21 protein-coding genes are annotated in these 21,887 nt (G+C 54.5%); 7 read left to right on the plus strand and 14 right to left on the minus strand.

The annotated features are described in order from the left end of the window. Window positions 1-29 precede the first annotated feature (29 nt). Genes PsAD13_RS11475 through PsAD13_RS11490 form a run of 4 tightly spaced genes read right to left on the minus strand, consistent with a single transcriptional unit; the run spans window position 30 to window position 5,200 of the window. Window positions 30-851, minus strand: coding sequence for an inositol monophosphatase (locus tag PsAD13_RS11475; RefSeq protein WP_063318257.1), 822 nt, complete (start codon window positions 849-851; stop codon window positions 30-32). Further along, complete coding sequence (locus PsAD13_RS11480; RefSeq protein WP_063318258.1) at window positions 848-1,909, minus strand: ABC transporter ATP-binding protein; 1,062 nt, start codon at window positions 1,907-1,909, stop codon at window positions 848-850. The genes PsAD13_RS11475 and PsAD13_RS11480 overlap by 4 nt, the downstream gene beginning before the upstream one ends. After that, the gene (locus tag PsAD13_RS11485; RefSeq protein WP_193777043.1) at window positions 1,906-4,116 is read right to left on the minus strand and encodes an iron ABC transporter permease; all 2,211 of its coding nucleotides are present in this window, start codon (window positions 4,114-4,116) and stop codon (window positions 1,906-1,908) included. Before PsAD13_RS11485 ends, PsAD13_RS11480 begins: the two co-directional genes overlap by 4 nt. 58 nt (window positions 4,117-4,174) lie before the next feature. Beyond that, complete coding sequence (locus tag PsAD13_RS11490; protein WP_063306853.1) at window positions 4,175-5,200, minus strand: ABC transporter substrate-binding protein; 1,026 nt, start codon at window positions 5,198-5,200, stop codon at window positions 4,175-4,177. Window positions 5,201-5,352: 152 nt separating this feature from the next. Here PsAD13_RS11490 and PsAD13_RS11495 point away from each other — a divergent pair, with 152 nt between their 5' ends. Further along, window positions 5,353-6,381, plus strand: a complete 1,029-nt coding sequence (locus PsAD13_RS11495; protein ID WP_063288016.1) for a LacI family DNA-binding transcriptional regulator — start codon at window positions 5,353-5,355, stop codon at window positions 6,379-6,381. 7 nt (window positions 6,382-6,388) lie between these two features. Here the strand turns inward: PsAD13_RS11495 and PsAD13_RS11500 are convergent, their stop codons facing one another. Continuing rightward, a complete protein-coding gene (locus tag PsAD13_RS11500; protein WP_208986554.1) occupies window positions 6,389-7,402 on the minus strand; it encodes an NAD-dependent epimerase/dehydratase family protein in 1,014 nt (337 codons plus the stop codon). Window positions 7,403-7,727: 325 nt separating this feature from the next. On the opposite strand from PsAD13_RS11500, the gene PsAD13_RS11505 reads away from it, so the two are divergent. Then, window positions 7,728-8,327 (plus strand): flavoprotein, encoded by a 600-nt coding sequence (locus PsAD13_RS11505; protein ID WP_063318259.1) that lies wholly within the window; start codon window positions 7,728-7,730, stop codon window positions 8,325-8,327. 75 nt (window positions 8,328-8,402) lie between these two features. On the opposite strand, the gene PsAD13_RS11510 is transcribed toward PsAD13_RS11505, so the two are convergent. The 3 genes from PsAD13_RS11510 to PsAD13_RS11520 all read right to left on the minus strand — a co-directional run bounded on the left by PsAD13_RS11510 (window position 8,403) and on the right by PsAD13_RS11520 (window position 11,906). Beyond that, on the minus strand, window positions 8,403-8,933 hold the full coding sequence (locus tag PsAD13_RS11510; RefSeq protein ID WP_063318260.1) for a DUF2938 domain-containing protein: 531 nt from the start codon (window positions 8,931-8,933) through the stop codon (window positions 8,403-8,405). 142 nt (window positions 8,934-9,075) lie between these two features. Continuing rightward, window positions 9,076-10,341, minus strand: coding sequence for a vanadium-dependent haloperoxidase (locus PsAD13_RS11515; RefSeq protein WP_063318261.1), 1,266 nt, complete (start codon window positions 10,339-10,341; stop codon window positions 9,076-9,078). Window positions 10,342-10,454: 113 nt separating this feature from the next. After that, entirely contained in the window at window positions 10,455-11,906 is a 1,452-nt protein-coding gene (locus tag PsAD13_RS11520; RefSeq protein WP_063318262.1) for an SLC13 family permease, read from the minus strand. A gap of 263 nt (window positions 11,907-12,169) precedes the next feature. Between PsAD13_RS11520 and tsaA the strand changes: the two genes are divergently transcribed. From tsaA to PsAD13_RS11545, 5 genes are read left to right on the plus strand one after another with little or no spacing between them, the layout of a single operon-like run. Then, window positions 12,170-12,628: a tRNA (N6-threonylcarbamoyladenosine(37)-N6)-methyltransferase TrmO gene (gene tsaA / locus PsAD13_RS11525; protein WP_063302710.1), complete on the plus strand. Its 459-nt coding sequence runs from the start codon at window positions 12,170-12,172 to the stop codon at window positions 12,626-12,628. 55 nt (window positions 12,629-12,683) lie between these two features. After that, window positions 12,684-14,246 carry an ABC transporter substrate-binding protein gene (locus tag PsAD13_RS11530; protein ID WP_063318263.1) on the plus strand — a complete coding sequence of 521 codons (1,563 nt, stop codon included), beginning with the start codon at window positions 12,684-12,686 and terminating at the stop codon, window positions 14,244-14,246. Then, the gene (locus tag PsAD13_RS11535; protein ID WP_244275155.1) at window positions 14,239-15,297 is read left to right on the plus strand and encodes an ABC transporter permease; all 1,059 of its coding nucleotides are present in this window, start codon (window positions 14,239-14,241) and stop codon (window positions 15,295-15,297) included. Before PsAD13_RS11530 ends, PsAD13_RS11535 begins: the two co-directional genes overlap by 8 nt. Further along, window positions 15,263-16,147 (plus strand): ABC transporter permease, encoded by an 885-nt coding sequence (locus tag PsAD13_RS11540; RefSeq protein ID WP_244275156.1) that lies wholly within the window; start codon window positions 15,263-15,265, stop codon window positions 16,145-16,147. Before PsAD13_RS11535 ends, PsAD13_RS11540 begins: the two co-directional genes overlap by 35 nt. Continuing rightward, a complete protein-coding gene (locus tag PsAD13_RS11545; protein ID WP_063318265.1) occupies window positions 16,134-17,633 on the plus strand; it encodes an ATP-binding cassette domain-containing protein in 1,500 nt (499 codons plus the stop codon). Before PsAD13_RS11540 ends, PsAD13_RS11545 begins: the two co-directional genes overlap by 14 nt. Before the next feature lie 38 nt (window positions 17,634-17,671). On the opposite strand, the gene PsAD13_RS11550 is transcribed toward PsAD13_RS11545, so the two are convergent. The 6 genes from PsAD13_RS11550 to PsAD13_RS11575 form a co-directional block, all read right to left on the minus strand. Further along, the gene (locus PsAD13_RS11550) at window positions 17,672-18,223 is read right to left on the minus strand and encodes a gamma-glutamylcyclotransferase (RefSeq protein WP_063318266.1); all 552 of its coding nucleotides are present in this window, start codon (window positions 18,221-18,223) and stop codon (window positions 17,672-17,674) included. Between the two features lie 80 nt (window positions 18,224-18,303). Beyond that, the gene (locus PsAD13_RS11555) at window positions 18,304-18,975 is read right to left on the minus strand and encodes a M23 family metallopeptidase (protein ID WP_063288024.1); all 672 of its coding nucleotides are present in this window, start codon (window positions 18,973-18,975) and stop codon (window positions 18,304-18,306) included. Continuing rightward, window positions 18,972-19,520: a hypothetical protein gene (locus tag PsAD13_RS11560; protein ID WP_063292861.1), complete on the minus strand. Its 549-nt coding sequence runs from the start codon at window positions 19,518-19,520 to the stop codon at window positions 18,972-18,974. Before PsAD13_RS11560 ends, PsAD13_RS11555 begins: the two co-directional genes overlap by 4 nt. A 61-nt stretch (window positions 19,521-19,581) precedes the next feature. Further along, window positions 19,582-20,778, minus strand: coding sequence for an acyl-CoA dehydrogenase family protein (locus PsAD13_RS11565; protein ID WP_063318267.1), 1,197 nt, complete (start codon window positions 20,776-20,778; stop codon window positions 19,582-19,584). Between the two features lie 32 nt (window positions 20,779-20,810). Then, the gene (locus PsAD13_RS11570) at window positions 20,811-21,245 is read right to left on the minus strand and encodes a thioesterase family protein (protein WP_057461502.1); all 435 of its coding nucleotides are present in this window, start codon (window positions 21,243-21,245) and stop codon (window positions 20,811-20,813) included. Beyond that, on the minus strand, window positions 21,226-21,876 hold the full coding sequence (locus tag PsAD13_RS11575) for a hypothetical protein (protein WP_063318268.1): 651 nt from the start codon (window positions 21,874-21,876) through the stop codon (window positions 21,226-21,228). Before PsAD13_RS11575 ends, PsAD13_RS11570 begins: the two co-directional genes overlap by 20 nt. Window positions 21,877-21,887 lie beyond the last annotated feature (11 nt).

A 21,887-nucleotide genomic window follows, 5' to 3' on the forward strand; every position in this document is an offset into this window, starting at 1 on the left:
GTGATCTAACCCGTTGTCTACTCGGGAGACTAGGCAAACTGGGTTAGATTTGTGAGGTCCAAAACCTCATCGAACACCTGTGGAGCAGCGCCCAAAACAGGATACGGGGCACTTGGGTTCTCAGCCATCGGAAATGGGAGAATTTTCCCGCCAGCTTCAGTGATAAGGCAGTATGCAGCCATGCAGTCCCAGGCAGACATGCGCGGCTCAACGTAGCCAACCAAGCGCCCCGCAGCGACCCATGCCAACATCAATGCACCGGAGCCATAACGAGTGTAGCTCACGCCTGCGGACATCAGGTCTTCGAACATTTTACCGACCTGCGCAGGAGCAACGCGATCATTCGCGCCAACGCCCAGCATGCCGGTCTGCAGGTTAAATCGTTCGGTCACCCGAACAGGGGAACCGTTGAGTGTGGTGCCTTTACCGCGCAGGGCAGCAAAGCGTTCTTTGAGGACCGGAACATCAATGATACCGATGGCAGCACCGTCTTTGTCGGTTACGGCAATGCACACGCACCACCCTGGTAACCCATTGAGAAACGGGGCAGTTCCGTCAATCGGGTCAATGACCCAAGTGTAACCGGTTGTCCCTTCCACAAAGCCAAATTCCTCACCAAGCAACGCATCCTCAGGGAAGTGCTCGGCGATCAGGCTGCGGATTTTTTGCTCTACAGCCTTGTCGGCTTCAGAAACGACATCCTGCGGATGCCGTTTTGTGTCGATGTTCAAATCATCATGATTGGCGAAGTGCTCAAGAGCGAGCGCTGCCGCTTCATCGGCCATCTTTTGGGCCGCGTTGAAGCGTTGCTCTAACTCGGCAGCTTGGTCCAGAACTGTTTCGGTGGTCATTTTTTACCACCGATCAGTGCGAGACCGCGAGCGTCAAAGTCGATGCCAACAGAGGTTCCGTTTTCCAGCAGTTCATCAGTGTGGTTGTCTATGACGAACAGCAAGCCAAGGTCGCTCATCACTTCGTATTGGAAGTGGTCTCCAAGATAGGCTGCGCTTTTGATCTTGCCGGCCGGTCCACCATTCACATCTCTGCTGAGCTGGATGGAGTTGGCACGCGCTGCCAGTTTACCCTTGCCAATGCTGTGGTTACGGCTGCGCAGGTCAAAGCCTTTGCCGCCCACCAGCACATTTGCGGTGTCCGCATTCACGCTGCTAATGTCACAGTCGAGGATGTTCGCTTCGCCGATAAAGTCCGCGATGAACTCGGAAGCTGGGCTCTCGTAAAGCTCGTATGGCGTGCCATCCTGCTCGACAAGACCATCACGCATAACAACGATGCGGTCGGAAACTGCAAGCGCTTCTTCCTGATCGTGGGTTACGTAAACGGCTGTGAAATCAAGACGCTGCTGAATTTCGCGGATTTCAGTACGCACCAAACGGCGCAGGCGGGCGTCGAGGTTGGAGAGCGGCTCGTCAAGTAGCAGAACCTGCGGCTCCAGAACCAACGCACGAGCAACAGCCACACGCTGCTGCTGACCACCGGACAGCTCGGAAGGAAGACGCGGTGCTTTTTCGCGCAGGCCCACAAGGTCGAGACCTTTCAGAGCCAGGTCTTCTGCGTCTTTGAAGCCGCTGGATTCCAAGCCGTATTTCACGTTCTCAAGCACGCTCATGTGCGGGAACAGGGCGTAGGACTGGAACACCATGGACACGTCACGCTCGTTCGGTGGAAGACGGGTTACGTCATCGCCACCAATCATGATGCGGCCAGATGTTGGGGTCTCCAACCCTGCAATCATACGCAGGGTTGTTGTCTTGCCACACCCGGATGGCCCTAGAAGGGTAACCAGCTGGCCCGGTTCGATCGTGAGGTTAAGATCCGGGATTGCAGTAAAGTCGCCGTAGTTTTTGCCGGTATTTTCGAAGCGGACCTGACCAAATTTGGAATGTGTCATGCTGCGACTTCCTTCAGTTTACCCTGAGCAGGAGATTTTTGAGTGTTTTCCGGACGACGGAGTTTTCTTTCACCAACCAGCAGCTGGAAGATGAGAATGATGGTGACCATCACGAAGATGAGAACGGAGCTGTAGGCAATCGCCACGCCGTATTCGCCGTTCTCAACCAGACCGACCACATAGGCCGTCGCCATGTTGTATTTTGCGCTCACAAGGAAGATGACCGCAGAGATGGATGTGATCGCACGCACGAAGCTGTAGACCAGTGCCGCCTGAATGGCTGGACGCAGCAGCGGCAGGATCACTTTTTTCAGTGTACGCGCGCTGTTTGCACCCAGTGTCAGGGAAGCTTCATCCAGATTCTTGTCCAGCTGAGACATCGCCGCCACGCCGCCGCGCACACCCACTGGCATGTTACGGAACACGAAGCAGAAAATCAGGATCAGAGCGGTACCTGTCATCTGCAATGGTGGCAGGTTGAACGCCAGAATGTAGCTGATACCAATCACGGTGCCCGGAATTGCGAAGCTCATCATCAGGCCGAATTCAAAGGCGGATTTGCCCGGGAAGTCCTGACGAACGATGAGCCATGCGGATAGGATGCCAACTGCAGCAGTCAATGGGGCTGCGGCTAGAGCGATCCACATTGTGGTCCAGAAGCTGTTCCACGCAACGCCGGTAAAGGCAAAGCCGTTTTCAAACGAGATGGAGAACGCGGTGATGTAGTGCGCCAGCGTGACACTGTGGTCCAGACCCCAGACTTTCACGAAGCCACCGAACAGGATCAGGCCGTACACAGCAACGGTGAACAAGCTCCAGAGAGCAACAATAGTGCCGACCGGGATTGCAATACGCCGTGGCAGTTTTGAGTAACGGCCACCATCACCCTTACCAGTTACAGTCGCGAAGTTCCGCTTACCAAGCCACATCCGCTGCGCAAAGAAGGCAGAGAGTGTGAAGCCGAGGAGGATCATCGCCAGAACTGCTGCGCGGGACGGATCACTCTGTGCACCAACAACCGCGAAGAAGATCTCTGTTGAGAGCACGCCGCCGTTACCACCCAGAACCATCGGGTTGCCGAAGTCAGCCGTGGACTCGATGAAGCCGATCAGAAAGGCGTTTGCCAGACCCGGTGCCATCAGAGGCAATGACACTTTGCGGAAGGTTCTCCAGCGGCCAGAACGCATGGTCTGGCTTGCTTCTTCCAGCGACGGGCTGATGCCTTCAACAACGCCAACCAGCACGAGGAAGGAGATTGGTGTGAAGCTGAGCATCTGTGCAATCCAGATCCCCGGAAGACCGTAGATCCAGCGGCCCAGCTCAAGACCTGTTGCAGCTTCAATGGCCTCGGTGACAAAGCCTGTACGGCCCAGCATCAGGGTCAGAGAAAGACCAATCACGAAGGGAGGCGTGATGATTGGCAGGATGCTCAAGGTGCGCAGACTTTTGCGGAATGGCATCTGCGTGCGGGTTACGATCAGTGCAAACGCAAGGCCCAGGAGGGTGGAGCCTGCCGCTGTTGCAATCGCGAGGAACATGGTGCGCCATGCAATGCCGCAACTTCCGCCAACCAGACAGTTCAGCTTCCAGATTTGCGGATCGGTGATGTTCCGCATGACACCTTCAGTGGTGAAGTTGCCACGGAAATCCTGAAACGCGCCAGCGAACATGGACAGAATTGGGTAGAATACGAAGGTCGCTACAAGCAGGATCAAAAGCGAGACGGCGGTGAGGACAATCGCGTCGCCTTTGAGAGCGCCCTTTTCAGCCAGGCCAAATGAAATGAAGGTGGTGAAGGTAAGTGCGAGCAACACGGCACCGGCGCCAAACGCAGGCTGACCATCGATACGGCCAAATGTTGCTTCCAGCAGGCTCCAGTTCCAGCCACGCAGGCCAATGGAAAGGCCTTCCAGCACCATCCAGAACAGGCCAAGAGCACCGATGATGGCAATCAGTTTGCCACGGTGGCCCGGCGCAGATTTCAGGCGCAGATATCCGGCAGCACCAACAAGAGCAAACACGGGGAGCAGTTGCAGCTTTCCTAGGAAGAGCTGGAAAAAGCCCGGCCAATAACGCTCTTTGCTCAGTAGATCCAAGACCCATTCGCCGCCAAAAAAGCCGCTGCGAATGTGGAACCAAGGCAATATAAACAACCCAAGGACGCCGCATATAAGTGCGAGGTCCAGCCGACGATTTTCATTTGTCATTTGGAAAAACCAGATTTTTTGGGGAAACGGGGCGAGCGTTAACTCGCCCCGATCTCAATCAGTTTGCAGCAGCGCCAACTTCCATGTCCCAGCGTGCCAGCAGGTTTCTGCGGCGGTCACTGCTTCCGTATTCCGCAAAATCGTAGTCGATCAGACGTACGTTCTCGAGCTTAGGAGCAGCTTCTGGCTGGGTAGAACCCTTGTTGGATGGAATCTGGTAGGAACCAGTTTCCGCCATCAGGTTCTGTGCTTCTGGAGTTAGCACCCAATCGTAGAACACTTTTGCAGTGTCTGGGTTTGGCGCACCGTCAATGAGAGACATTGAACCGATTTCGTAACCGGTGCCTTCACATGGAGCGACAACCTCAATTGGGAAGCCTGCTTCAGCCTGTTTCACTGCATCGTGCATAAACACGATACCGAGACCTGCTTCACCGCGGGCCGCTGCTTTAACAGGAGCGGAACCGGACTTGGTGTACTGCGATACGTTCTTGCCCATAGCCAACAGGTATTCGAAGGCTTCTTCTTCACCCATCAACTGAACGAGAGTAGCAAGTGCGGTGTATGCGGTGCCTGAAGAGTTTGGATCTGCAATAGAGATTTCGCCCTTCAACGCAGGATTTAGCAGGTCAGACCAGCATTTAGGGCCTTCGATGCCCTTTTCCGCGAGGATCTCTTTGTTGTAGCCCCAGCCTAGTGCGCCAGAGTACACGCCTACTGTGCGGTAGCCGGAAGTTTCAGCCTGAGCAACAGCCCATGGCAGAAGTTCTTCCAGCATTGGCGATTTGTAAGCGACAGAGAGCTGATCGTTTGCTGCCTGCAGATGCGGATCTCCGGTTCCACCCCACCATACGTCCGTCTGCGGGTTGCGAGCTTCTGCACGGATCTTTGCATAAGCTTCGCCTGAAGAAAGACGGATCATGCTGACGTCAGCACCCGACTTTTCTTCAAACTTTGCTGCGAGCTTTTCGCACAGAGCGTTGTCAGCGGAGCAGATGACATTGAGTTCATCTGCAGACGCCGCGCTTGCACCAGCACCCACAATGAGGGTTGCACCCAACAAAGCTTTCTTAATGGATTTCATGTTTACTCCTCCCAAACACGTTGTGTACACGTGTACATAATATAGTCGGCTAAATTTTTGCAATGTCAACTTTATTCCAAGAAAGACTAATTTATTTTCTGGATATTTCCTGATATGCAGATGCAAACGTGTACAATAATCAGCGAAATTTGATGTCGGAAAAAGTGTCTTCAAGAAAGCAGCAGGTCAGGGCTGAGGACGTAGCGCGCCACGCTGGCGTGTCCCGTGTTTCTGTCTCCAGAACCTTTACTCCGGGGGCCAGTGTTTCTGACGCGACGCGCGCTAAAGTATTGAAATCCGCAGAAATACTAGGGTACCGCGTCAACCGCCTCGCAAGCAGTCTCAACCGCTCTGAAAGTGGTATCGTGGCGCTTGTCGCTGCTGAGATTGATACGCCGCACCGCGCTGCGATGATCGCTGAACTCTCTGAAAGGCTACAGGCTGCTGGTAAGGTAACAATGCTTATCAACACCAGTGGATATGAGGAGCGTGTGAAGGATGCACTGCTTCAGGCCATCAGTTTTCGCACAGAAGCCGCGATTATTTTGTCCGGTGCGCCCGATCCTTCCTTAGCCGACACATGTTTTAGCAATGGCATGAAGCTGGTTTTGATCAATCGTGAGGAAGATTTCCCGGGTTCTCTACAGATCGGGCCGGATAACAGGGCAGCAGGCAAGACCGCGCTGAAGGCTCTTTTGCGTGCAGGATGCAAGCGAATCGCCCTTGCAAACTCTGCAAATGCGACCTGGAGCATTGTGGAACGACAGAAAGGTTTCCTTGCCGCTGCTGAAGAAGCCGGGGTTGATGTTCTGTGTGAGGTGGATGGTTTCACATCCTATCAGGCAGGTCTGGAGCTGGGAACGGCACTGCTTGATCGTGAAGACCGTCCGGATGGCATCTTCTGTACGACAGACCTGATTGCGTGCGGTGTCATTGATGCTGCGCGTCAGCGATTTGGCTTGCGTACACCAGATGATCTTTCAGTCATTGGGTTTGACAATATTCAGCAGGCAGAATGGGAAGGGTATGACCTGACCACCTTTGCGCAGCCAACGGATCAGATCATCGACAAGTGCCTTGAATGGTGCACCACAGAGCAGCCATCCAGTGAAACGGTGAAGCTGCCCGCCAAGTTTGTGTGGCGTAACAGCGTGCAAAAAGCACGTGTGCCGATGAAGTAGCAGAGTATCAGGCTTGAGGAACGAGCCTGACCTGCTCGTAGGCCTCATAGAATTCTGCAAACATCTCCTGAATGCCTCGTATGGGAACGCCAAGGCTGTCGCGCTTGCTGAAGTCGAAGCGCGTTGGCGGTTCCGGGTCTTTGCCAAGTGGGGCCGGGAGTGCCTCTAGCGGCACGTATTCGGCAATCTCCTGATAAATCCGGCGCCAAGTCCAACTGCCGCTCACAGCAAAGTAGCGTCCGGAGGCCTCTGACTGCTCTAAAGCGGCCAATGACATCCTTGCAAGATCCTGCGGAGAGGTGAGGGACATGGACCCTGCTGGAACCGTGCTGTGCCAACCCGTTTTGCCATGCCGCAGTTTTGCAAGAAAGCTGAGGACGTGACCTTTCAAATGCGACGGCAGGAGAGGGGCACCCACCATCATGCTTGGCAAGAAGGTGCAAAGTTTCATGCCTTGCTGCTCGGTGAACTCTTCTGCCGCGGCTTCCATCACGGTCTTTTGTGCCTGCGCATACTTCTTCTGCTGAATTTGCATCTCGGCATCTGAAATGTCCTTGTCCTCCTGCTTTTCAAAGGAGGGGGTGGCTGGTTCTGCCGAGGCTGTGCTGGAACAGAGAACTGCTGTTTTAACGCCTTGCCGATTTGCTGCTTTCAGGATGTTCAGACAGGCTTGTTCAGCAGGGTGGGTGATCTCTTTCAAGCCGCGCTCGCGATCCAGCTCCGCAGCAGGCGTTCCGTCTACGCCGTGTTTGGTTGTTGGAATACAGGCGATGAACACAGCCTTCGCTCGTGTCATTGCCGCATCGAACCTTTCAGAGTTGGATGTATCCGCTGAAAACAGATGCAGCCTTTCTGCCGCGCCGGGCAAACGCATCAACCCGCTGACTTTATCAAGCTGGGAAATGTCGCGCATGGTGCCGTTGACGCGGTAGCCGCGCGCGAGGGCTTCTTTGACCATATAAGACCCGGCCAGCCCGCTGGCTCCTGCAACGCAAATGGTTTTGACTTCAGTACCCCTCATCAATCCCTCCAGTTCCAGCAGCCTGATGGCTCATCTGATTGGAACCATGCCAGCAGTACATTCTCATTGCACATCGGAAGTTCTGAGGCGAGCCCTCAGTAAATCTGAGAGGCCGTCCTCAGCAAATCTGAGGAGAGCATTTCAAAGAAACAATTGGAATGTGGGGCATGACTTGAGGTCATCTGGCACCAGAAAAAGACACCGCGCGATGAGCGGGCCAAGGTGCAGTCAACAACCTCCCCTAGGGTTCCGTCACTCATCCAAAGGCGCCAATCGCGCGGCACCTCCATCATCTTGAAATGGATTTTACAGAGAGGATTTTTCCATGGTCACCAATGACACTCCCGACAAAGCCCGCATTCTGATTGGGGCGAGCGCATCTCTGGATGCGACTCTGCTGCCTAACTATCTGCGAGAGATCAAGAATTCGATTGATTGCACTCTCACCGCCATGTTCACACCCAATGCCATCAACTTTGTGAACATGGACAGCATCGCGCTGTTCGTGGACCGGGTGATCTGCGGAGATGATCCGAAGGACTGGTCCACCGACAAACCGGGACGCATTGCAGCCGAGCACGATATTCTCGCTGTGATGCCAGCAACGGCGAATACGCTGTCTGGTGTTGCCAATGGATCTTCACTCAACCGACTGACCACTGTCATTCTGGCAGCTGAGTTTCCGGTGCTCATCTTTCCGGTGATGGGCGGACCCATGTGGAAGAAAGCCTCCGTCAGACGCAATGTGGCGCAAATCCGTGAGGATGGCTACGAGGTGTGTGATCCGGTATGGCGTGAGAATTTTGACCCGCATATGGGCAAGATCCACGGGCACCAGTCCTTGCCAGACCCTGAGGTGGTGGTGGAGCAGATCAAGAAGCATCTGCCTCAATATCAGGTTCGCAGAGAGCTTGAGCTGAGCTAACTTAAGCAGCTTTCCCGACCGACAAAAAGCCCGCCGCTCAAAAGAACGGCGGGCTTTCTCGTGATCCTGAAACAATCAGGATGCGGAGGAAACCGGTGCTTCAATTGGTTTGAAGACCTTGGTCTGAACCCAAAGCGCGACATACATACCCAGGCCGAATGAGACGTGCGTCATGAGGCTTTTCAGACGTGCGAAGTCTGGGTTCGGCCTGTTGGAGGCCATCACGCCAGCGCCAAGAGATGGCTGCATAACGAAGAATGGGAACACGATCATCACTACACCAAACAAGATCGCAAGGATCAGGGATGGTTTTTGCAGCTGACGGTTTCCAAAGATCATGACGAAGGCTGCAACGAAAATGATCCCCACTAGATAATGCACCGTCCAGCCAATGGCTGCTTCTCCTGCGATAGGTGCAGCGCGGCGGATGCTTTCGTGCGTGAATTGTCCGTCCAGCATGTGTCCCAGCCAGCGGCCAACCTCTGAGAAGTTGCTCTGCGGAATGCCAAAGAGGCTATCTGCTGCGATGGCCCAGATATCCATGAAGAGCGTTGCGCCAATGCCAACAAAGAGAATGCGGAGTGCTAAACCAGTTCGATTTTCCATAGTACCTGTTCCTTTAGATCTGCGGGTGCTTTGCCGGAAGTGGCGCTTGCAAGTGCTCCCTTTTCTGAGGTGATAAAAAAAGCAGGCCGCGAGGGGATTGGAGTGCGGCCTGCAAGTGCAAGCTAAGTCAGGAGGAGCTGACCTAGCGGCTGCCTGCACATTTCTTGGTGTCGCTGATTTGCTTCAGAGGCTGCAAAGAGGTCTCTGCAACGTAAGAGCCGATCTGGTAGCCCAACATGTCGCCAACAGCGTTGGAACGGCGGTAGTGAACGCCGCCAAGAACGCGGGATTCTGACTCTTCCTCAGCAAACTGCTGGAAGCTGACATAGTCTTTGGAAAGACCGCCCTTACCGTTGAAGGTGAAGGTCATTTTGCCGTCACCGAAGACGGATTCCATGACTTCCTGAGCCGCGCTGCCGCTGGTGCAATGCTGACATGGATATTCAGGATGCATTGGTGCTGGCACCAAAGAGCTCCACTCCATATCGGCCTTGAGGGTTGGGTGCTTATAGGTCTTGCCCAGAGCTTCCATTGCTGTTTGCGGACGCCACAACGCGTACTCATATTTTGCGTTGAAACCAGCAACCAATGCGTCTGTCAGGGCAAGGTTGAGAAGCGCCAGTGTGCGAGCTTCTTCCAGCATGGACAGATCACAGGACGCGCTGCTTTTGCGGGCGATCTGGTTCCATGCACCGGAGCCGGAGCCTGCGTGAAGCTTGGCGATGAAGACGTTGTCCTCGTTAGTCTGTGTTTCCTTGCCGCCCAACTTTACGACTTCACTCAAACCACGCTGATACTGCATGCTCTCCAGTGCCGGAGGTGGCGGCACGCGGAAATGCGTTGCAGAGGACAGAACAAATGGTTTCATCTCACGAATTTTCGGCGCAACCATCTGGCGTTTAGACGTTGGCTGATACACACCCGCTTCTGCTGGGCCCGGCGTGTAATCTACCGAGAAGTTAGCGTTGTCTGATGCGCGTGCTGCCAGAATTTGTTCCGCAACAGCTTGGCCCAGAGCAATGCCGGACTGGGGGCTCTTCAGGTTTGCAAGGCGCTCCTTTGCTGCAATTTCCAACTCCGCTTTACGCTCTGGCATAAGGGTCGACAGAACGTGCAGGGCCGCCTGAGTGACGGCTGCTTGCGCAGATGCATCCGGATTGGTTGAGCCAGTATACGCGTAAGGAGCGTAGGTGCCCTCAACTGCGTTTGCGGCATCGAACATTGCAGTATGCAAAATTGTCAGGGCGCGCTGGCGTTTGGCTCCAGGCCACTTTTCAGCGTTGAAAAGGCCCATGGCGGTGTCTTGCCAGTCAGCAGCCAATTCTGCTTTTGCGGCTCCACCAGTAATCACGAGCGCCAGAGCGCCACTGTAAGCAATTGTCTTCAACCAAGTAAATCGGGTCGTCATACTAAAACCTCGCAATTTGAAAACGGCTATAGCTAGGGATGTAAATTCGCTTTGCACAAATCGAAAGAATGGAAGACGGGCCTCAGTATTTGTGTGGGCCCGCCTGAGGGTGCTCAAAGAAATCCGAGCAGGTACCACCACAGCATGTCGATTGGGACAAGCAGGAACAAGCTGATCGCAAACAGCGTCAGGCACAGTTTGATGACGGCTTTTGGCGGTAGGTTCCCAACCTGAATGGCTGCAACCAGTGGCGGCGCCTGAAATGGCAGGAACACATTTGAAAACGCCATAACCTGTGTCATCAGGACAGTCTGCAAGGGCAGGCCAGTGGCATCAGCAAGATCCCCCGCGACAGGTGTCATCACGGCTGGCACACCCGGCAGGTTTGTTGCCATGGCAACCAGCGTCGACAGACCGGTGAGGACGGAAAGGTTCCAGATTGGAGTGTCCTCAGCGAAACCTGCTTTGCCGCCGACAGCCTGAACTAAGGCCTCACCCAGTCCTGCAGCTGAGATGACGGCACCCAGCCCCATGATGCCCGCAACGAACATCAGAGAGCCATAGCTCAGGTCCTGATTGATGCAGGTTTTGGAAGTCAGCTTGGCATTGGGCCAGAAGCAGGCGAGAGCCGCAGCAAGACCAACCCATGCTGGGCCAATTGGATGCAGGCTGTCCGTCAGCCAGAAGATGAGGCACAGGGCCAGAATGATCATCAGGCGCCGTTCAGGAGCACTAACGGGTGGTACGTCCTCTGTGGTCTCATGCGCGTCCTGCGGAAGCTTGTCCGGGAACAGGACCAGTGTCAGACCGATAAGGATGAGTGATTTCAGGATGCCCAGAACTGGGAAGTTCAGACGCAGGTAATCCCAATAGGAAATGCTGAGGTCATACAGGCTTTCGCTCATCCCCGCGAGGATCATGTTGGGGGCGTTGGCAGGCAGAATGGTGAACGCCGGAGCGAAGGTCGCAAAGGCCGCTGCACAAAGCATACCTGTGCGCCCGTTGGAGCCGGGTTTGAAACCGATCTGCGCAGCAAGGGCGGAGATCACCGGTAGCAAAATCATGATACGGCCAATGGAAGAGGGCACCACAAACGCCAGCGCCACACTGAAGGCAACAATGCTGGAGACCAGCCCGGCATAGCTGTTGAGCGGCAAACGCATCAACAGAACGGCAGCTCGTTTGTCCAGCTTGGTGTGCTTGATGGAGGCGCCAAGCACAAGGCCTGCAAACAGCAGCCAGAAGGTTGATGTCTGGAAGCCGGAGAACACCACGTCCGGTGGGGCAATGCCTATCACGATGGCAACGAAGAAGAAGGCGAGCGCGGTCCAGTATTCCGGCACCACACCTGTTGCCCACAAACCGAGGCAACCAACGGACAGGACCGCAGCAACGGCCATGCCAGCAGGCAGATAAGCGGAAGCCAGAAGGCCTGCGATTGTGGCAGCAATAGCCACTCCAAGAAACTGCCAGGTTTGTTTGGTGTTAAAGGAGGATTTTATTTTTTCGGGTGTGGGACTGAGCCCGGAGGCCGGAGCTGTGTCGTGCTGGGTGTGATCTGTCATAGCGACCTGTGATTCTGATTTTGAAAAATGAGGTGCCAGAACTATGATTTTTGCGCTTGCCAATAATCCAATCGATTTATCAGAGGCATAGCCTCAGCATTTTCGAATATGCTGATCAATGCGCCCTCAGGAAAGCTGAGGTAGCCTATCTGATAAATCGAATTTACTCGGATATCGTCTCCAAGTATCGATCTGTTGTTAAGGTAGGCTTTGGCTTTGGAGACGTTAAGTGTTTAATTTTGCAACCTATTACGGCTTCATAAATGAATAATCTGCAGGAAACCACGGTGTCTTCAGGCATCATCATGAACCCGATTGGCTTTGTACGCTCAGGCTTCTCAGAAACGCGCGAATGCCCGAAATCCAGTCGTCGCAACCCTGCCCAGAGCCAACTGGAAATTGCCTCTCCTTATGCGGATGCGCTTTTGAACATCACGATGGCCTCTCATCTTTGGGTGATGTACTGGCTGCACCACTCTGACGGAACCGCGCTTGTTCGGCGTGCCCGCGGAGAGGAAGCAGCACGTGGTGTTTTTGCCAGCCGTTCACCCAACCGCCCGAACCCGATTGGTTTGAGCTCGGTTGAATTAATCAAACGGGACGGCAACGTTTTGACAGTGAGTGGATTGGATTGCATCGATGGCACGCCAATTCTGGATATCAAACCCTATGTCCCTATAGAAGACCACCAGCCAACTGCGCAAATTGCGTGGCAGCCATGATCCGGAACCTGAGGATGCGCATGTTGCCGTGCGTCCCGCTCAGAAAGTCTGAGACATGCACATCTTTCACCAACCCCTTGTGCGCGTTGTAATTGCAGCTGTCGCGACTCTGCTGCTGACAATAGCTGCGGGGATTTCTGGTCCCATAAACCAGCTTGTTATAACCGATGCCCGCGGAGACCGCGGGATGTTGGCGCCTTATGTTCATGGCAGAAACGGCATTGGTTACCTCTACACCACATACGTTTTTGATAGCCTGTTGAGCCAGTCGAAAGACGGCGAACTGGTTCCTGCACTGGCGCGGCGCTGGACTGTTTCCAAGGATGGCTTGACCTGTGATCTGTATTTGGATTTGCGAGCGTCCTGGCATGATGGGCAGCAGGTTACAGCGGCGGATGCAGCTTTCACTTTTAGCTACATGAAGGAACATCCGTACATCTTTGTTTCCGTCGAGAATGTGAGAGAAGCCGAGGTTATCTCTCCTGATCACCTCAAGATCTTTCTCAAAAAGCCAGATGCAGGATTGCTGAACGGGCTCCTGCTTTCCATGCCAGTCCTGCCAAAACATGTCTATCAGGATGTGGTTGAACCACAGCGTTTTGCGGAACCGGATGCTGTTATTGGCAGCGGACCTTACCGCCTTGTTGAGTACAGCAAGGCACAAGGGCGCTATGTGCTGGAAGGCAATGCAGACTATTATCTGGGCAAGCCGAAATTCAAACGCATTGCGATTGTGAAAATGTCGACAGATGCGGCGTTGCGGGCGGCTCATGCTGGGGAGATTGACGTGATTTCCTATCTGCCTCCGGACCGTTTGGAACAGGCCGAAGTGATAGGCATGAACGTTGCCAAGGCGTTTAGCCACCATTCCTTGCGCCTTGGATTCAACCATAACGGACGCTTCAACGATAAAGCGCTTCGCCACGCGATCGCTTATGCGATTGACCGGCCTGCCATTATCGAAACTGTTTTCCAAAAAACGGCGGATGTTGCAGATACCGGGTTCATTCAGGAGGAGTCGCCCTGGCATTCTCAAGACAAGCATCCTGAGTATTCCTTTAATCCTCGGCGGGCCACTGATCTGCTGTTCTCTAAAGGGTGGGACCGAGGAGAAGATGGGCTGTGGTATCGTGATGGAGAGCGGGTTGTTTTACGCCTTCTTGCCAGCAGGCGCGAAAGCAAAACAGCGAAAGTCCTTGCAGAACAACTGGAGACCTTTGGCATAGAGCTGGAGGTTCGCATTTTAGAGCGTGCCGCGCTTCAGGACACTCTGTCTGAGGGCAATTATGATCTGGCCCTTTATGCCTCCGGTACTCTTGGCGATCCGAATGGAATCATGCGCCGTGTCTTTGGGCGTAAATGGGCTAGCGATGGCTATCAGGGTGAGCATCTGCAATCGCTGGTGATTGCTCAGTCTGTTGCAACCAATAAAACGGAGAGGCAGAAAATTCTGGGCGAATTTCAGAAGGCTTATTCTGAGGAACTACCAGCCTATGCCATCGCAAATCCTCACATGGTGACGGCTTACAACGATAAGCTTTCAGCCCTTCAGTTTATGCCCGGCGGTGTGGCGATCGGCGTCCCTTCAGCACTCCATAAATCCTATCTGGTTGATTGATCAGCTGGACACCCATTGTCAGCTGCCTTCGGGTGGCTGGCATAAGACAACCAACAACAGACAGGCCGTTCTTGTGGTACCTCCGATTATTTTAAACATGCTGTCTGGCCTTGGCATCCGCCTTCTGGTGTTTGCCCTGCTGGTTTTGCTGGTGTTCTTTTTACCGCGAATGCTTCCAGGGGATCCTGTTGAAGTGTTTCTTGCCTCTGATCTTTCTCGTAACCTCACTGGTGCGGAGAGTGCTGAACTCCGAGCCCAGTTCGGCCTGGCGGGAGATTGGCCGCAACAGCTTGGCGTCTACCTTTGGGATCTTATCAGAGGCGATCTGGGATACTCGGTTCCGCATGCTGCCCCTGTCTCGGAACTGCTCAGAGCATCTATTCCCTGGACCTTGCTTCTGATCACCTGCGCTGCGCCGATTTTTCTTCTGGCAGGTGCAGCTGGTGGCATTGAAGCTGGCAAGGCGCCTGGGGCTTTCTTTGACAGGATTGCGACTGGCGTCGTGACAGTTGTCGCCAGCATTCCGCCATTCACCTCAGCCGTGCTGTTGCTGCTTGCTTTTGGCATTGTGTGGCCCGTATTGCCTTCTGGGGGATCCGAGCCGTTTTTTCCCAGCAGTAACCCGTTGCAGCGGGATTTTGATATTGCCCGCCACGCTGTGTTGCCTGTGCTGGCCCTGTCGCTGCACGAAATATCCCGGTTCTATTTTCTGGCACGGGGAGAGGCGATCACGCTGTCTCAGCGGCCTTTCATTCTCAATGCCTGCGGGCGTGGCATCAAAGGCTGGCGCCTGCGCACGGCTTATTACGGGAGAAGCCTGTTTCCGGTTTTTCTGGCACGAATGAGTGATGCGCTGACTGGCTTGTTTGGTGCTGTCCTGTTCGTTGAGATTGTCTTCTCTTATCCCGGAACGGGGCACTTGATTTATAACGCTATTTTGGATCGTGACTACGTTTTGTTGCAGGGGGCGGTTATCGTTATGGCCGGTTTGGTTCTGCTGCTGAACTGGGTCATTGATGCTGTCGCAGCAAGCCTGGCGCGTAGAGGGTGATCTCATGCTTGGTTATTGGTCACCTATCACACAAAGTGCCGGTTTCATTTCACGAGGAGCGATTGCTGCCTCGGCTGTGCTGGTTATGGCAGGCTTCGCGCTGTCAGAAAGTTTGCCCCATTACAAAACCAGCCCGGATGTTTTGCAGGCCCCGAGCATGGACCACTGGCTTGGCACCAATGGAATTGGACAGGATGTTTTTGTCGGCCTTGTAAGAGCTGCTCCAATCACGGTGTTTCTTGCTCTCATCACAGCCACCGCGGCGTTGGTGCTGGCTTTGGCTGCATCCAGTCTGGCTGCGTTTGGCGGGCCGCGCATACGCAGCGCGGTCTTGCGACTGGTGGATGTGCTGCAGGTGATCCCGTCCATCCTGTTGTTGCTGTTGTTGGCGGCCTGGATACAGCCCGGTTTCCTTGGGCTTGTCGTGCTTTTGTCGCTGACTGGCTGGCATGAGGATGTGCGCGTTGCCCTGCCGATTTTGCTGCGGGAGCTGACCCGCGAGAACGTGCATTTTGCGCGGCGGATGGGGGCCAGTCGCAGATACTGTCTGCGCCACCACATCCTACCCGCGATCTGGCCCGCAATCGTTGGTTTGTTTTTGCAAAATGTACGGCAGGCAGCCCTCAAAACTGCCGGTTTCGGGTTTTTAGGACTGACTGATCCAAGGCTGCTGACCTGGGGCAGTATGATACAGGATTCAATGGACTATCTTTATACGGATGCATGGCTCTGGCTCTTGCTTCCGCCAGCGGGTGCGCTTTCTCTGTTTCTTGTTGGCATTTTGATTATTGGTGAAGGCTACATGTCAAACGGCAGCCTCAACGGAAGGGAACATCATGATCCGCGTTGAGCAGCTTAATCTTTACTATGGTCGCCAGTCTTTGCTTGAGGACGTCTCTTTTGAGATCCTCAAAGGGCAAACTCTGGCGGTTATTGGAGAACCCGGCGGTGGCAAGACGAGCCTCGCCCGCTCTCTTATGGGTCTCATTCAAGGGCGTAGGCTTGCAGAGGGTGAACAGCCACTGGCCTCCAGTCATTTCAGCTGGAATGGAGAGGCCTGGCTGGGAGACATGAATGTCCTACGCTCGTCACGCGCGCAATTGCAAGGCATGCGGGGATGTTCTGCAGGTCTGATCGTGCAAGCGCTGTCGGATGCATTAAACCCTCATTTGACCGTCCTGCAACATGTGCAGGAGATGCTGCAGGCACATGGGCTTTATGAGCGGGATGCGCTTGAGGAATGTGCCAGAGGAAATATTCCGGAGCGTCTTTTACATCGTTATCCTTCGGCTCTGAGCGGTGGCGAAATTCAGCGCGTGCTGACGGTGCTTGCTCTGGCGAACTCGCCTGAGTTTTTGATCATGGACGAGCCGACCGCCGCGCTGGACAGTTTCAATCGGGAAATCGCCATTCGCTCGTTTCAGGCCGGAAGTGAGGACCGCTGCCAGATGCTGATCACGCACGACATTGAACTGGCACGCCGTCTGGCAAGCCATGTAGCTGTGCTGCGTAAAGGCAGATTGACTGAGATCGGGACAGCTGAAGAGGTGCTCGACAGACCACGCAGCATCTACACCCAGCAACTGCTGAAACTGAGGCGAAACGCGCATAACTCAGCCCCGATCCTGGCAAGTGGAGAAGGGGGGTATCCGGAGTTGGAGGCACGTAGTGGTCATGGATTGACCCTTGATAAACTGCATCACAGCTTTGATGGAAGAACCTTGCTCTCCAACATTTCAGCATTTGTGCCAGCAGGCCGGTGTCTCGCGATTTTGGGGGGAAGTGGAAGCGGCAAAACCACGCTTGCGAGGTTGTTGAGCGGCTATGAAACTGTGCAGGACGGTTTCGTTTATTGGCAGAACGAGGAAGGGCGCGCCAAGTCGGTGGTGGCGTTGATACCACAGCACCCACACCGCGCTATGGCTTGTCATTTCACTGTCTACGAGGTCCTGAAAGAAGCGCTGATGCTGTCTGGCGGGGACCAGTCTGAGCTCACGCGGTTGCTGGAGCGGGTTGGCTTGCCGACGGATTCAGACTTCCTGCGCCGTAAAACCAGAAAGCTCTCCGGCGGTGAAGCGCAACGATTGGTGATTGCACGGGCACTGGCAATACGGCCTCAGTGTCTGGTAGCTGATGAACCGACCTCAGCTCTGGACATGCAGGCCCGCAGTCAGGTGCTGGAAATCCTGCGCAGTGTGATGCGCAACAAGAAGATGGCTCTGGTGCTCTTCACTCATGATCATGCCGCCGCCCGTTCGCTGGCAGACAAAGTCTGTCATTTGGAACAGGGCGAACTCATCTGCACCCAAGCACCGGAAACGAACGCTGCAAGCTGAAAAGAGGACCAGCACGTTTTGGCAACGTGCTGGTTTGCTTAGGCTGGGGCTACTGCAGCAGACCGTATCGAGCGCACGCGGTCTGAGAGCCAGTCCAGGTCGGGGTCTGCGATGCCGAGCTCTGTCAGGTGATCTGCTGTGTTCCAGAGGTAGTCACAGTTCGGGCCGCGTTCGCCAGCAGCTGTCGCGATGATCTGAGCTTGTTCTTCGGCGTTAAACTGGCCGTATTGCTCGTGCTCGCGGTTGACCACATAGGTGAGTGCCTCAACCTCGCGGCCATCCTGCAGTTTAAGCGTGGTGATGATTTCTCTATATGCCGGATTGAACAGCTCTCGTTTGCGCAGGTCTTCCAGCACCTTCTCCTGTCCATCGTGAGGAATACCCAAAGCCACACCGCTGCAATAAGCATCGGGTGCTGCATCCAGCGCCAGAACCAGGCCGTGTTTTTCAAATGTGCCGCGGTAGCGCAGCGAGCACAGGCAGAACCGGCGTTTCCAGCCATCAAGACGGGCGGGCACTTGCTCAACAGGTTCAAAGCCAGGGTGCCAGATGAGTGAGCCGTAGCCAAAGACCCAGAGAATATCTTCCATTTCTTTTCCCTTTTCAGGAGAACATTGAAAAGCACAAAGGGCACCGTGAAAGGCGCCCTTCGTGATCAAATCTCAGCTGATCAATCCATAATCAATTGATAGGATGCCACGAGACTGGTGTAAGGCGGCAGGAACACTGATTTCGGTTCCCCGTTCAGCAACACCGTGTCTTTTGCATCGAAATGCAGATGGATTGGTAGCGGCCCAAGCCAGTTGTTGGAGATCTTGCCAATGCGGTTGCCGCGGACAATCTTGTCCATTGGCTTCACCTGCAGAGTGGCCATGTCTAAATGCACATAACGATACAACGTGCCGGTGGCGCTCTGGATGGTCACACCAAAACGACCTACATGGGCAACAATGCCGTCTTCTGCTGCAACGGCCCAGTGCTTGCTGGCTTCACATGATGCCGGGCGAATGTCTTGCCCCTGATGGCCGCCTGACGCGCAAACTGGCAGATCGGCCCTGCGGAACTCGCAAAAGTTATCGCGCCATGGGTAGGAATAGTTCACCGGATCACACTCGGACCCGCCATCAGCCTTGAAGCCACCCGGTGCATAAGCGTGAGAGTTGGCATAGGCTGGGCCGGATTCCACCGGAAACCGCATGTTTGGGAAAAAGATGGCATGGCTTGCAACACCCTTGCCGGTGTCTGCAATCAGGTCACCCGGCTGCATAAAGCGGGAGCTGTCATCTGCGTGAGCGGAGAAGCCAAAGGTCAGGGCCAGACAGAGATAGATAAATCGCATCATTGGTTTGCTCCATTCACAACAAGGAGGGTCTGAACGACGCTTTGAAGAAAATCAGACTTACGGCAGCGCGTGTCTTTGATCGGGTTATCGCAGGTCAGGCGGATTGTGTAATGCGCCCCATAGCGGTTCAGATTGTAGTCTGCCCCGTTGCCGATGGATTCATGCGCTGTTGCCTTATGATGCTCGGTGAGATCTTCCGTTCCGGTCAGCACACTGTGAGAACCGAGAATGCTGATCTGCGCACCTTCCAGAGTGTAAAACGCAGCATAGGATGAGTTCTGGCTTCCGAACTGTGGTGTCTCCATCTTCGCATCACTGCCGAAAATCAAGACTGGCAGTTCAATGTAACTGAGCTTGCCAGTTGTAGCGGCGACGAACTTCTCCACGGCGGCTGGGTCCCTCGCGAGTGATCGCTTTGCAGCGGATTTGGCTGCTTGCCAATCGATCTTGGTTGGCACACGCTCAACACCATTCTTTGCCAGAGTGGGAGCGGCGGTTGTTGCTGCCAGAAGAGTGGCCGCTAATGCGACTTTGGCGAATTCCATAAAAGTCTCCTGTAAATGCAAAAGAGTGCAAAGCCCCGGCAATATCGGGGCCTGCATCAAATCATGCTGTTTCAAGTACGCGTTCTTCGCGCACGGGCGCTGCTTCTTTTGCCGCTTTCGCCTCCAGCCGTTTCATCTGGCTGATGATGTTGCGGCGGTGCATTTCTTCAGTGCCGCCCACAGCGCAAAACGCCAGTGCATCGCGCAGGAAGGTCGAAACCTCGCCCTGGTGATAGCCTTTGGTGCCGTAGAGCTTGAGCAGATCAATCGCACCACTGGTGATCGCTTCAGCCCCAACCAGCTTGGCAATAGAGCAGGTCATGCCGGCTTCCGGTGCGCCGGACAGAAGCTGTTGGAGCGCGCCATAGGCCGTCCACTTGGCGGATTCTGCGGAGATGCGCATGTCGGTGAGCTTCTTCTGCACGTACTGGAACTCAAGCACCGGCACTTCGAAGGTCTGACGCTCCTGAGCGTAGCGCATCGCTTCCTTCAGCATCGGCTCAATCATCCATGCAGAAACCAAACCGTAATACAGCCTGCCGAGGGAGACGAAGGTGATCAGGTTGCGCAGGCCCTTGCCGGGAACGCCAAGCAGATCACCGTAATGCAGCGGGATATTGGTGAACTTCATCGGTCCGGTTGGCAAATCCAGATTGCCGAGTTTCTGGTCGTAGTCGCCAACTTCAAGGCCCTTGGTGCCTGCATCCAGCAAAATGAGCGAGATACCGTCACGCGCATGACCATCCAGCTTGCACACGACAAGCGTGAAATCCGCCACGGGCGCATGGGCAATGTTGTACTTGGCACCATTGAGCATGAACGTCTCATTTGGTCCCGGTGTCAGCACAGAGGAGGTAGAGCGTACATCTGTGCCCGTATCAGGGTCCGCAATCGCAGTTGCGCTGAGCTTCCCTTTCAGGATACGGCCAAGGTAGTCCTTCTTCTGCGCTTCCGTGCCGAACAGGTTGAGTGCATGAACCATGCCTGCCTGCGCGATGACAGAAAGCAGAATACCCGGCGTGCGCACAGAGCATGCAAGACCTTCCAGAGCAGCGGTAAAGTCCCACCAGTCCGTGCCTGCACCGCCATACTCAGTCGGGACGATGATCTTCCAGAGACCGGCTTCTAAAAGCCGGTCCCATGTGCCCTGATCAAATGCCTGCTTGCCAGCGTGAAGCTCTGAGTGGTCAATCTGGCTGCCAATTTGAGCATACTTTGCTCGCAGAGCCTGTTGACGTTCATTCCATTGTAGATCCATCAGAGATCTCCAGATTTCAAAAGTGACGGATCTTAAGCTGGCTGATGATGAGCGGCAGGTTCTTGCAGAGCTGCAACCGCAGTCTTGAACTCATCCGGCACCGGATAGGTTGCCTGCTTTTCGTAATCAAACATCACGTGAGTGGAAGCTGCATTGGCAACCACGCGGCCATCTGCATCACCAAGACGCATTTCATGCTGCATCTCAAAACTCTTGCCACCAAACTTTGTCACACGGCTCAACACAACCAGATGGTCGCCGTAAAGAGCCTGAGAAACGTAGTCGCATGAGGTTTTCACCATGATGTGCGGCAGCTTTTCAGACTTAGGCAGCTTGAGCAGATCATGCATGTATTCCAGGTAAGCGGACTGCATGTAATCGTAGTAGATCGGGCTGCTCACATGACCCATTGAATCTGTATCGCGGTAGCGGATATCGATTGGTGTTTCATAAGCTTTCTGTGTCATGAAATTCCCTCCTGTTGGGGTTTTGAAAATCATTGGTGAATGAAGGTTGGGTCTGTGTTGCGGCCTGCAACGGGCCATGAATGGTGAAGCCCATAGGCACGGGGCCGTGCTTTGTCAGGACTGTCAGAGAAAACTCGTTGGCGGCGCACAGCGTGGTGATGCAGCCATCAGCCTCGCCTTTGGCGCACACAGCCGCGGCTTGCGCGTTGCTGGTGACGTACTTGCGCTCAATAGAGGCCGGGATCAGTTTTTCCGGTGCCGGATGCGTTGCGCAAAGGGCAGGTGTTTTGCCGGTAGAAGAGGCCAGAACCATGTTGTCGGTGTTCATGATGAACACGTCCATCAGTTTCAGTTGGCCGATGTGCTCGTAAATAATCGAATGAAGATGCGGGTAGGCAACGACACTCAGCAAAACGGACTTGCGGCATTGAGCAACGGCTTGCGCTGCAATTTCCATGGTCGGGTGAAGAAAGACTTCGGTGGTTTTGCAGTGACGTTGTACCCATGTCAGAGCTGCTCTCTCGCAGTTCGTGCCAGTCGGCCCCAGAGTGTGAACTTGTCGGACCCAGTCAAAGGACAGTGGGGCTGTTCCTTTGGCCAAATAGTCCGAGGCTTCAATATGTGCATCCATAAATTCTCTGA

The organism is Pseudovibrio sp. Ad13 (genome assembly GCF_001623225.1).
Taxonomy (GTDB): domain Bacteria; phylum Pseudomonadota; class Alphaproteobacteria; order Rhizobiales; family Stappiaceae; genus Pseudovibrio.

What these genes read in the sequence shown, in the direction of transcription:
- PsAD13_RS11505 (WP_063318259.1), top strand. Translation starts at nt 7,728, where the DNA reads ATGGTCACCAATGACACTCCCGACAAAGCCCGCATTCTGATTGGGGCG.
- PsAD13_RS11515 (WP_063318261.1), bottom strand. Translation starts at nt 10,341, where the DNA reads ATGACGACCCGATTTACTTGGTTGAAGACAATTGCTTACAGTGGCGCT.
- PsAD13_RS11480 (WP_063318258.1), bottom strand. Translation starts at nt 1,909, where the DNA reads ATGACACATTCCAAATTTGGTCAGGTCCGCTTCGAAAATACCGGCAAA.
- PsAD13_RS11540 (WP_244275156.1), top strand. Translation starts at nt 15,263, where the DNA reads ATGCTGTCGCAGCAAGCCTGGCGCGTAGAGGGTGATCTCATGCTTGGT.
- PsAD13_RS11495 (WP_063288016.1), top strand. Translation starts at nt 5,353, where the DNA reads ATGTCGGAAAAAGTGTCTTCAAGAAAGCAGCAGGTCAGGGCTGAGGAC.
- PsAD13_RS11485 (WP_193777043.1), bottom strand. Translation starts at nt 4,116, where the DNA reads ATGACAAATGAAAATCGTCGGCTGGACCTCGCACTTATATGCGGCGTC.
- PsAD13_RS11545 (WP_063318265.1), top strand. Translation starts at nt 16,134, where the DNA reads ATGATCCGCGTTGAGCAGCTTAATCTTTACTATGGTCGCCAGTCTTTG.
- PsAD13_RS11565 (WP_063318267.1), bottom strand. Translation starts at nt 20,778, where the DNA reads ATGGATCTACAATGGAATGAACGTCAACAGGCTCTGCGAGCAAAGTAT.
- tsaA (WP_063302710.1), top strand. Translation starts at nt 12,170, where the DNA reads ATGAATAATCTGCAGGAAACCACGGTGTCTTCAGGCATCATCATGAAC.
- PsAD13_RS11575 (WP_063318268.1), bottom strand. Translation starts at nt 21,876, where the DNA reads ATGGATGCACATATTGAAGCCTCGGACTATTTGGCCAAAGGAACAGCC.
- PsAD13_RS11510 (WP_063318260.1), bottom strand. Translation starts at nt 8,933, where the DNA reads ATGGAAAATCGAACTGGTTTAGCACTCCGCATTCTCTTTGTTGGCATT.
- PsAD13_RS11550 (WP_063318266.1), bottom strand. Translation starts at nt 18,223, where the DNA reads ATGGAAGATATTCTCTGGGTCTTTGGCTACGGCTCACTCATCTGGCAC.
- PsAD13_RS11500 (WP_208986554.1), bottom strand. Translation starts at nt 7,402, where the DNA reads ATGAGGGGTACTGAAGTCAAAACCATTTGCGTTGCAGGAGCCAGCGGG.
- PsAD13_RS11570 (WP_057461502.1), bottom strand. Translation starts at nt 21,245, where the DNA reads ATGACACAGAAAGCTTATGAAACACCAATCGATATCCGCTACCGCGAT.
- PsAD13_RS11520 (WP_063318262.1), bottom strand. Translation starts at nt 11,906, where the DNA reads ATGACAGATCACACCCAGCACGACACAGCTCCGGCCTCCGGGCTCAGT.
- PsAD13_RS11560 (WP_063292861.1), bottom strand. Translation starts at nt 19,520, where the DNA reads ATGGAATTCGCCAAAGTCGCATTAGCGGCCACTCTTCTGGCAGCAACA.
- PsAD13_RS11530 (WP_063318263.1), top strand. Translation starts at nt 12,684, where the DNA reads ATGCACATCTTTCACCAACCCCTTGTGCGCGTTGTAATTGCAGCTGTC.
- PsAD13_RS11490 (WP_063306853.1), bottom strand. Translation starts at nt 5,200, where the DNA reads ATGAAATCCATTAAGAAAGCTTTGTTGGGTGCAACCCTCATTGTGGGT.
- PsAD13_RS11555 (WP_063288024.1), bottom strand. Translation starts at nt 18,975, where the DNA reads ATGATGCGATTTATCTATCTCTGTCTGGCCCTGACCTTTGGCTTCTCC.
- PsAD13_RS11475 (WP_063318257.1), bottom strand. Translation starts at nt 851, where the DNA reads ATGACCACCGAAACAGTTCTGGACCAAGCTGCCGAGTTAGAGCAACGC.